A 2,301-nucleotide genomic window follows, 5' to 3' on the forward strand; every position below is an offset into this window, starting at 1 on the left:
TCTTCGAAATAATGCTGCAAGCAATCAAAACCTTCTTTCGAGAACGCGGCATCGCGAAGCGCAATGAAGTGATCCGCTCGGCCTTTGCCGACAAGAGAGTTTTGTCTAGTTTCATAGCTAAAGATGTGCGACGCGAAATAAAGCTCGTTGATATTGAGGAAATCGAATCTGGTTTCGTTGTCGCTCAGATCAGAACAAACAACATCTTGTACATGTGTAACAAACTTGCGGATGAGCAGCACTTTAGCGAACCACAAAGGATTGCGATCGACAAAATATGGGAGTGGACCGGCCAATCCTGGGGAGGACTTCCAGATGGAACGTCGATTGCAGACGGCGTACAATCAGATTCGCCCAGTCCGCTAAACGACGGATAACAAAACGATGCACACGAAGCCGGACTTGCGCGTGCAAATTGAAGTCTAGTATTATCGTTCCGGCTCGGTGATCTTTGTCGTTATCCGACTCGACTTTTGGTGATGCCATGCGTACTGAAACTGACTCTGAGAGACTTGACGAAATAGTTGCTCGGGAACGATCAGCGGGATGCGTGATGGCCGACGAGTCACTAATTCCCATTGCAGTTCGTCGTTGGAAATCGTTTGAGCGGCGACACCAAAGGTCTAAGAACCTAACTCTCGTGCATCGGGCAAACGACCTGTTGAAGATATTTCTTGCGCAGTTTCCCGAACACACCTATGACCACGCGTGCCTTAAACACTTGGCGGATTCGTTTTCGCTTGTGCTTTGTGCATCGACGGATGACAGAGATCCTATAATGAGCAAAATGGCTCCGATATCGTGTACTGCTTGTGGCTCGACCTCCTTCATAACACATGGACGCATTGGGCATTGGGATGGCCCAAACGGCGGTGGTGACATGCTTGGGGCAGTTTGTAATAATTGCGAACTGGTGTTCGTTAGTAGGGTTTGTGGAATCCCTACCGCACATGCCGACTGGTCAATAGATGAGTCGTCGATTTGGCTTGACTAATTCAACCGTCGGATAACAATGTGATGCACACGAAGCCGGTCTTGCATGTGTTTTTGAAATGGATGATCAACCGTTCCGGCTCGGTGATCACGGACGTTATCACACTCCGGGCGATTGATGTTCTGCTATGGGGGCGCTGTCGATGATCCGCTGGCAATCGTTTGGTCCGACAACGTCGTTTGTTGCTTTCAAATTGGGACCTCGTTAAACTGATACTGCTAGGAAACGGACAACCGTCACCGAAGGGGCCGAAGGCTAAACGGACGGTGCTCGGTTCGTCTAATTCATCATGGTGACTCGATCGGCGTTTAACCCACATCCGTGCGATAACCATGTGATGCAACGGAGGACGGGTGGTCCGTTTTCTCGTCTGCTTGCAAGTCTTTCGCCCGTCCCCGCTGATCACCACCGTTATCGCATCGATCAGATCGAATCCTACGCATGACGCAACTCTACATTCTCGACGACCGACTATTGTTTGGATCCGACTATGGTCGGGCTTTGGTGCGAGGTTGTGCTCCCCGAAACGACGATGATGGACTACTGCACATCTTGCGTACTGGGCCTTTTGTTCCTCCCGTTTATATCGGTGGACCCGGCGACAACCTGTTGGTATCTGACAGTTTCAGGGCAATACTTGAGTCATCGGCTTTGGCACCGTTTACATTTCGTGAAACCGTTTACGACAAGACCGTTGACGTTCCATGGCACACTTGGGATCTCAACGCGGACGAGCCTGAATCGTATCCGGCATCGTACGAACCCGATGGCTACATTTTTGACCTGCCACATGATGATGCAATTGAGGCAAGCATGGAGCGCATTTGGGAGGTGGTTCTCGATCGGCCACCTTGCAATGTCATTTCAGGCGACCATATCGCGGACGTCACTGCTGAGCTGAAGACCGGGTATGGATACCCTCAACTGTTTTACGGATCGCAATACGCTCCACGTTTTCCTTTGCCAATTGTTGGACCAGAGGGAATGGACTGGTTTGTTCGTCATGCGGGTGAATGGATCGGATTTCGCAAACTGAAACTTGAATACAAGAAAGAGGTCGTCTACCCATCCGGACCATCGCGTTAACAAACAAAATTTGCGATAACCATGTGATGCAACGGAGGACGGGTGGTCCGTTTTCTCGTCTGCTTGCAAGCCGTTCGCCCGTCCCCGCTGATCACTACCGTTATCACACTCCGGGCGATCGATGTTCTGCTATGGGGGCGTTGTCGATGATCCGCTGGCAATCGTTTGGTCCGACAACGTCGTTTGTTGCTTTTAAATTGGGACCTCGTTAAACTGATACT

Annotated in this window: 2 protein-coding genes; both read left to right on the top strand. The window is 50.5% G+C overall.

The features are described from left to right. Positions 1-377: hypothetical protein (locus tag CA13_RS34165; protein WP_419195334.1), on the top strand; the 377-nt coding region annotated here is incomplete at its 5' end. 1,058 nt (positions 378-1,435) lie between these two features. Then, on the top strand, positions 1,436-2,080 hold the full coding sequence (locus CA13_RS34170) for a hypothetical protein (RefSeq protein ID WP_146404793.1): 645 nt from the start codon (positions 1,436-1,438) through the stop codon (positions 2,078-2,080). The last annotated feature ends 221 nt before the right edge of the window (positions 2,081-2,301 follow it).

The sequence above is a fragment of the Novipirellula herctigrandis genome (assembly GCA_007859835.1).
GTDB classification, from domain to species: domain Bacteria; phylum Planctomycetota; class Planctomycetia; order Pirellulales; family Pirellulaceae; genus Novipirellula_A; species Novipirellula_A herctigrandis.

Coding starts and splice junctions, on each gene's coding strand:
- CA13_RS34170 (WP_146404793.1), top strand. CDS start 1,436: ATGACGCAACTCTACATTCTCGACGACCGACTATTGTTTGGATCCGAC.